The sequence below is a fragment of the Treponema endosymbiont of Eucomonympha sp. genome (assembly GCF_001028545.1).
On the sequence record NZ_BBPW01000027.1, the window covers coordinates 20709 to 28200 of the forward strand.

Genomic DNA, 7492 nt, shown 5'->3' on the forward strand with positions numbered 1-7492 from the left:
TTGCCGGGGGGTCACCCGCGAGGCTGCCGAGCGTTCCGCCGAAAGGCGAAAACCTCCATGCCGTTCACCCACCCACCTTATATGCCGAGTTTCCTCAAGAAACTCGGATGTTCGGTTACTGCCGAACGCGGAGCGCCTGCACGCCCGTGTTATAACCCTGACGCGGACGCGCATATATAATAGAAGACAACCACAATAATGGCTTGCCGCTTCGCGCCGGACGCAGAAAACGCAGGGTTTTCGCCCCGCGCTTTTGTCGCTATGCCCGCCCTACACGTCGCGAGTTTGCCGCACATACGCGCCTCTATGCCGCGAGTTTGCGAAGTCAAACTCGGTAGCACGTGTCTTCACTTATCTGCCGAGTTCCTTCAGGGAACTCGGTCACAAGCCTTCGGCGTGCAGTAGCGCCCCCTATATGCCGCGAGTTTGCAAAGCAAACTCGGTAGCACGCCTTCATCTATCTGCCGAGTTTCCTCAAGAAACTCGGTCACAAGTCTGCGGTGCGCAGTAGCGCGTCGCAGACTTGTGCGCTATACTGCGCTCATGCTGAAACCGTTCGCTTCCGAAACTTATCGCCCGCTGACGCAGGCGGAAAAGAACGCGCTGGACGCGAACCGCAACCGCTCGTGCGGGCGCGACTGGGATAACGTGTTCGTCTCGGCGGAGGCGTTCGACCCGAGCCTCGTCTGCGACAACGAATTCGCGGGCGCCGTGTATATCGGGCGGCTCTACCCGCGGAAAATCAAACACCACGACCTTGAGCTTGCCGCCGGAATCTACCATTCGTATATCGAAGACTGCGTGCTCGGCGACAGCGTGTGCGTCCGCAACGCCGCCTATCTCAAGAACTACCGAATCGGCAGCCGCGTCATGCTGTTCAATGTGCAGGAAATGAGCTGCACCAAACACGCGAAGTTCGGCAACGGCATTCTAAAGGAAGGCGAGGACGAATCGCTCAGGGTTTGGGTCGGCGCGGGGAACGAAAACGAGGGGCGCGCCGTGCTACCCTTCGAGGGTATGCTTCCCGCCGACGCGTGGCTGTGGAGCCGCCACCGCGACAACAAGCCGCTGCTGGAACGGCTCGTCGCGTTCACGGAGCAGGGCAACGACGGGAAGCGCGATACCTTCGGCACCGTCGGGGACGGCGCGGTGGTCAAGAACACGCTGCTCGTCAAGGACGCGAAAATCGGCGCGAAGGCGTACATAAAGGGGGCGCTGAAGCTCAAAAACGTCACGGTATGCTCCAGCGAAGCCGAGCCGTCGCAGGTGGGCGAAGGAGTCGTGCTCGTCAACGGGATCATGGGCTACGGCAGCAAGGTCTTCTATCAGGCAGCAGCGGTGCGCTTCGTCATAGGACGAAACTGCCAGCTCAAATACGGGGCGCGGCTCTTGAACTCGGTGCTTGGCGACAATTCCACCGTCTCGTGCTGCGAGCTGCTGAACAACCTGATTTATCCCTTTCACGAGCAGCACCACAACACGTCGTTCCTCATTGCGGCGACGGTCATGGGGCAGTCGAACATTGCTGCGGGCGCGACCGTCGGCTCAAACCACAATTCGCGCTCGAACGACGGTGAAATCGTCGCGCGGCGCGGGTTCTGGACGGGGCTGTGCGCCAGCTTCAAGCACAACAGCAGCTTCGCCTCGTTCACGCTCGCCGCGAAGGGCGCGTACCGCCACGAACTGAACATTTCCTACCCGTTCTCGCTCATATCCCCCGCGGACGACGGACAGGGGCTGGTCGTCATTCCGGCGTACTGGTTTATGTACAATATGTTCGCGGTCGTCCGCAACCGTGACAAATTCGCTAAGCGCGACCGGCGCGCCGTCAAAGTGCAGCATATCGAAACCGACCCGCTCGCGCCCGACACGGTGCAGGAAATCCTGGCCGCGCTCATCCGTCTTATCGAGCTGACGGCGCAAAAAACGGGGCAGACACTCGGCGACGCGAAAGAGTACCTGCACAGAAACTCCGACGCCGACCTGACGCTCGACGACCCGCTTTGCCAGCGGAAAGGCGGTGCAATGGTGCTGAAGGCGGCGCAGGGCTATCAGGCATACCGCAAGGCAACCGTGTATTTTGCCGTAAAGACGCTGCTCGAATACAGCCGCGCAGAGACTGTCGCACTCACGGAGCAGTATCAAGCCGCTTCTGCCGCTGTGGAAGAGCGTCGCGCAGAATGCGCTGCCGCGCCGCATGCCAACTCTATGCGCCCGCAGCAGTGCGCCGATTCGCCGCTTGCGAACATTCCGCGCCGGGGACTGCTTCAAGCCGCCGTGCTGCGCCGCGCGGAATCCAGGGACGCGCCGCCGCTTGCGGAACAAACCCCTGCGCCGGTTCAGCCGCCGCTGTCGCCCGTATTTTTCGAGGAAGTCTCGCGCCTGCCGTTGTATACCGACTGGGAGAATGCGGGCGGGCAGGTGCTGCCGTCGGAAAAAACCTGCGAACTGGTTGCGGGCGTCGTGTCCGGCGCGATACGCTCGTGGGACGAGGTGCACGCCTTTTACGACCAGTGTCAGGCGGAATATCCGCGGTACAAGGCGCGGTACGCGCTGTTTCTGCTGGAGCAACTGTATTCCTGCCCGTCTGCGGAGTTTACGCCGGAAACTTTCGCCGGAATCCGCGACGACGTGCGCGACATTTCGGACTACATTTACGAAAGTGCGCTACGGTCGCGGGAAAAGGATTTTGACGACCCGTTCCGCGCTATTACCTACCGGAACGAGGCGGAAATGGAAGCCGTACTGGGAACTCTTTCCGGCAGCGAGTTTTTGCAGAGGCTTGAGCGCGATACCCGCGCGTTCAAGCAAGCACTGGATGCAGCGTTTTCGGGGCTGGTCTAAGGACAGTGGCAATACCGAAGCAGCGGGATTTGTTCCCTGCCGGAATAATGGAGGCTCTCCATACTGTAGTGTGAGGGGTCGCCATACTACAGTGGGGAATATCTCCACACCGCTATGTGGAAGGTCTCTATACTATGGTGTGGAGAGACTCCACTATTATAAGTGGCACTGAAGCCTGTGCGCCAATATTAATTGTATTGAGTTTCTGACAGAGGTGAAAAACAAAGACGCTTAACCTACAGGTGCGAGAGGTTCTTGCATAAGCGAAAGAAAAAAAGTATAATAGAAAGTATGAAAAGCGAAGACATTCACCGACAAGATATAAGCGGCAAGGCGTGGGAGCGGATAAAAGCTCTGCTGACCGGACAGGCAGGAAAGTACCGGAGAATGGCGAAAGACAGCGCCTATTATCAACGATGTACTGCCAGAATCCGTAAACATGACAAAGGGGTATGGAAAATGCGAGCAGATACTGCGCTCAGCAAGCTTGACGAGGATATCCTGATGATAGATTCTGCATAGAGTAAAGTGCGTAAAGTGCGGACGGCAGCTAAGTTGAATGGGAATTACGAATTAGCACTGTCGCGCTAGTGTTTACGGGTAAAGAGCATACAGCCGTGAAGTATATGAAACATATTATTGAAAATATTTTGTGCGTCCTCAAATGTTGACGGAGAATTGCTACGCATTACCTTAGTTTCCTCTAAGGACTGATATTCCGTAGCTTGTTGCGAGATTATTCATTTCTGTCTCCGCTGCGTAAGAGCGGATGGGATGTTTATGGGCGGTCGGAGTTTGTCACCCTAGTGTTATTTCTGGTTTGTCGGACGAGCTAATCAAAGTGATCTATATTGAAGCAGAATGGCCAGTACTAAACTATCAAAAGGCATATAAATATCTAAAAGACCCAAAAATAAAATATGTATTAGCATAGCTTGCGCAGAAAAAAAAATAAGGAGAGGACTTGACGAATAGATATAATTTTGTTATTCTCTCTATAAACTAATGTATAGTTGGATTATAGCTGAATGCTAGCGACTTATTACATGGAAAATAATTGCGGAGAAAGAGCTAATGCCTACTATTAACCAACTGATTCGTTATGGACGCAAAACCGCTTCGGCAAGAACGAAATCTCCTGCATTGCAGTCTTGCCCACAAAAACGTGGTGTTTGTACCCGTGTAATGACTGTTACGCCTAAAAAACCGAATTCAGCATTACGGAAAGTTGCCCGTGTGCGGTTGAATAATGGGATAGAAGTTACTGCGTATATTCCGGGTATCGGGCATAATTTACAGGAACATTCCGTGGTGCTTATCCGCGGCGGGCGTGTCAAAGATCTTCCCGGTGTGCGCTATCATATCATCCGCGGTACAAAAGACACGTTGGGAGTTGAAGATCGGAAGCGGGGTAGGTCAAAATATGGTGCTAAGCGTCCCAAAACATAAGGTAGAAGAACCAAAGTGGGAAGAAAAAATAAGAGTATCAGGCGAACTGTCACTCCTGATGTAAGGTATCAGAGTATTGTGGTATCGAAATTTGTTGCCCGTATGATGCATGATGGCAAAAAGGAAACATGTACTCGTTTGGTATATGAAACACTGGAACGGTTAAAGGACAAGACCAATAAAGATCCTTTGGATGTTTTTTTAAAAGCATTGGATAACGTAAAACCAATGATAGAGGTGAAATCTCGACGGGTTGGTGGTGCGACATACCACGTGCCAATTGCGATCAGAGACATGCGACGTGAAGCGCTTGCAATGCGCTGGATAATTGCTGCTGCTCGTACAAAAAGCGGGCTCGGTATGAATGAGTGTCTTTCCATAGAATTGCTAGATGCCTTTAATAACACTGGAACGGCATATAAAAAGAAAGAAGATATGCATCGAATGGCAGAAGCGAACAAAGCATTTGCTCATTACCGATGGTAAACACAAGAGTAGTTTTGTGTTTTTAGTTGTTGAAATTATTTTGTGTTTAATGGCGTTGAGATACCAAAATTATAAACACGAGTATAAATTAACATTGGTAGATAAAGAAGGTTTCTATGGCAAAAGATAAGTACAAGCGAACAAAACCCCATATGAATGTGGGAACCATTGGTCATGTCGATCATGGAAAAACGACCCTTTCTGCTGCTATTACTCAGTATTGTGCCAGAAAATATGGCGATAAGGCTTTGAAATATGACGAAATTGATAATGCGCCAGAAGAAAAAGCACGTGGTATCACTATCAATACTCGACACTTGGAGTATCAATCTGATAAGCGTCATTATGCGCATATTGATTGCCCTGGACATGCTGACTATATCAAAAACATGATTACTGGCGCAGCTCAGATGGACGGTGCGGTGTTAGTTGTTTCAGCACCTGATTCGGTTATGCCTCAAACTCGTGAGCATATTTTATTGGCGCGTCAGGTCGGTGTTCCAGGCATGATTGTGTTTTTGAATAAAATTGACCTTGTCGATGATCCCGAGTTAATTGAATTGGTGGAAGAAGAAGTGCGTGATGTTCTTAAATCATACAATTTTCCCGAGAACACCCCGATTATAAAAGGTTCTGCGTTTAAGGCTATGACCGAACCTAATAATCCTGAAGCGACTGTTTGTCTTGAAGAATTACTCAAAATGATGGATGTTTTTTTCAAGGAGCCTGCACGTGCTTCTGACCAACCTTTCCTGATGCCAATTGAAGATATTTTCTCGATTTCAGGGCGAGGTACGGTGGTAACTGGTCGTGTTGAGACTGGCGTTGTCCATTTGAACGAAGAGATTGAAATCATCGGTATCAAAGAGACCCAAAAAACGGTTGTTACGGGTATTGAAATGTTCAATAAACTCCTTGAAGAAGGTCTTGCTGGAGACAATGTTGGCATATTACTTCGTGGCATTGAAAAAAAAGCGGTTGAGCGTGGACAGGTACTTGCGAAACCCGGTTCTGTTCACCCGCATACAAAATTCGAAGGACAAATTTATGTTCTTTCAAAAGAAGAGGGTGGTAGGCATAGTCCGTTTTTCAGTGGCTATCGCCCCCAATTTTATTTCAGGACAACCGACATTACTGGAACAATTACCTTATCAAAAGGGGTAGATATGGTTAAACCCGGTGATAATGCAAAAATTATTGGTGAATTAATTCACCCTATTGCTATGGATAAAGGGCTGAAATTCGCTATCCGCGAAGGCGGTCGTACTGTTGCATCCGGTCAAGTAACAGAGATTTTAGAGTAATATTCGGTGTATATAGGAGAGTCTGTATGGTAACCGGGCGGATTCGTGTTAAACTCCGATCGTTTGACGTTGAATTGATAGACCAAAGTACAAAGTCAATAGTGCAAACAGTGCAAAAAAATGGTGTGAAGGTGGCTGGACCGATTCCTTTGCCAACCAGAATAAATAAAATAACTGTCCTGCGTTCACCTCATGTGAACAAAAAATCACGCGAACAGTTTGAGATGCGGACTCATAAGCGACTAATTGATATTATTGGTCCGTCTACGGATGTAGTGAATTCACTCATGAAACTTGAGCTTGCTGCTGGTGTTTATGTAGAGGTAAAACAATAGAGGGGATGCATATGAAAGGTCTACTTGCAAAAAAAATCGGGATGACTCAAATATTTGATGAAAACGGGAATGTAGTATCGATAACAGTTATTCTGGTTGAACCGAATGTAGTGGTTGCTTGCAAGGAAAAAACAAAAAATGGTTACAGCGCAGTAGTATTGGGATTTGATGACCTTAAAAAAAAACATATAACCAAACCGTATGGCGGGCAATTTTGTGACGGTATTCATCCGAAACGTTTTTTGAAAGAATTTCGCGATTTTGACGTTGCAGTTTTGGTCGGTGATAAAGTGGGCGTCACTCTTTTTGAAGGCATCCGCTTTCTTGATGTAATAACGACATCAAAAGGGAAGGGATTTCAAGGTGTGGTAAAACGCTATGGTTTTCGTGGAGGAAATAAAACACATGGCTCTAAGTTTCATCGAGAGATCGGTTCAACAGGACAATGTACTACTCCAGGGCACAATTTTAAAAATATAAAGATGCCGGGTAGAATGGGGTTTGAACAAGTTACTGTTCAAAATTTACGAATTATACAGATTGACCCGAATCTTAACGTGATATTTGTTCGCGGGGCGGTACCTGGAAATAAGAACTGTATGTTAATAATCAAATCTGCGATAAAAAAACAAAGGGTAAAGTAATGGAAAAAAAGATTTATTCGATTTATGGAAATGAATTGCGAACAATTAAACTTGACGATGCGATATTCGGAATTCCGACAAATGCATATATTGTTTATTATGCTATTAATAATGAATTAGCGAACAAACGCGTCGGGACAGTATGTACGAAAGATCGTTCTGCTGTACGGGGTAGTAATGTAAAACCATACAAACAAAAAGGAACTGGACGTGCACGGTGTGGCGATAAGAAATCTCCGTTACTACGAGGTGGTGGAGTGATTTTTGGTCCGAAACCGAGAAATTATAACTATACGTTGCCAAAAAAAATGAAACTTTGTTACCGCACGGTATTTGTTGTTTACCATCTTGCTTCCTATTTTTCTATTTTTTTGTCTGAACCGCTATGAGTGCGAAAAATTCGTGTAGGTGAAAATTCACCAAGCTTATG

The 7492-nt window shown here is 48.5% G+C and carries 7 protein-coding genes and 1 pseudogene; all 8 read left to right on the forward strand.

Annotation, left to right across the window (positions count from 1 at the left end):
• The first annotated feature begins 543 nt into the window (after positions 1 to 543).
• Entirely contained in the window at positions 544 to 2844 is a 2301-nt protein-coding gene (locus AWU74_RS02435) for a DUF4954 family protein (protein WP_238580133.1), read from the forward strand.
• Between the two features lie 291 nt (positions 2845 to 3135).
• On the forward strand, positions 3136 to 3366 hold the full coding sequence (locus tag AWU74_RS02440) for a hypothetical protein (protein ID WP_062327191.1): 231 nt from the start codon (positions 3136 to 3138) through the stop codon (positions 3364 to 3366).
• A gap of 552 nt (positions 3367 to 3918) precedes the next feature.
• Positions 3919 to 4293 carry a 30S ribosomal protein S12 gene (gene rpsL / locus AWU74_RS02445; protein ID WP_062327194.1) on the forward strand — a complete coding sequence of 125 codons (375 nt, stop codon included), beginning with the start codon at positions 3919 to 3921 and terminating at the stop codon, positions 4291 to 4293.
• A gap of 15 nt (positions 4294 to 4308) precedes the next feature.
• Positions 4309 to 4779, forward strand: a complete 471-nt coding sequence (gene rpsG / locus AWU74_RS02450) for a 30S ribosomal protein S7 (RefSeq protein WP_062327196.1) — start codon at positions 4309 to 4311, stop codon at positions 4777 to 4779.
• A gap of 116 nt (positions 4780 to 4895) precedes the next feature.
• Positions 4896 to 6083, forward strand: a complete 1188-nt coding sequence (gene tuf / locus AWU74_RS02455; protein ID WP_062327200.1) for an elongation factor Tu — start codon at positions 4896 to 4898, stop codon at positions 6081 to 6083.
• A 26-nt stretch (positions 6084 to 6109) separates the two neighbouring features.
• On the forward strand, positions 6110 to 6418 hold the full coding sequence (gene rpsJ / locus AWU74_RS02460) for a 30S ribosomal protein S10 (protein ID WP_062327202.1): 309 nt from the start codon (positions 6110 to 6112) through the stop codon (positions 6416 to 6418).
• 11 nt (positions 6419 to 6429) lie between these two features.
• Entirely contained in the window at positions 6430 to 7062 is a 633-nt protein-coding gene (gene rplC, locus AWU74_RS02465; RefSeq protein ID WP_062327205.1) for a 50S ribosomal protein L3, read from the forward strand.
• A pseudogene (locus tag AWU74_RS10000) lies at positions 7062 to 7376 on the forward strand (50S ribosomal protein L4); the annotation flags it as partial. The gene rplC and the pseudogene AWU74_RS10000, both read left to right, overlap by 1 nt.
• Between the last annotated feature and the right edge of the window lie 116 nt (positions 7377 to 7492).

Excerpts from the sequence above, each read along its gene's own strand:
- AWU74_RS02435 (WP_238580133.1), top strand. The coding sequence starts at position 544 with ATGCTGAAACCGTTCGCTTCCGAAACTTATCGCCCGCTGACGCAGGCG.
- AWU74_RS02440 (WP_062327191.1), top strand. The coding sequence starts at position 3,136 with ATGAAAAGCGAAGACATTCACCGACAAGATATAAGCGGCAAGGCGTGG.
- rpsL (WP_062327194.1), top strand. The coding sequence starts at position 3,919 with ATGCCTACTATTAACCAACTGATTCGTTATGGACGCAAAACCGCTTCG.
- tuf (WP_062327200.1), top strand. The coding sequence starts at position 4,896 with ATGGCAAAAGATAAGTACAAGCGAACAAAACCCCATATGAATGTGGGA.
- rpsJ (WP_062327202.1), top strand. The coding sequence starts at position 6,110 with ATGGTAACCGGGCGGATTCGTGTTAAACTCCGATCGTTTGACGTTGAA.
- rplC (WP_062327205.1), top strand. The coding sequence starts at position 6,430 with ATGAAAGGTCTACTTGCAAAAAAAATCGGGATGACTCAAATATTTGAT.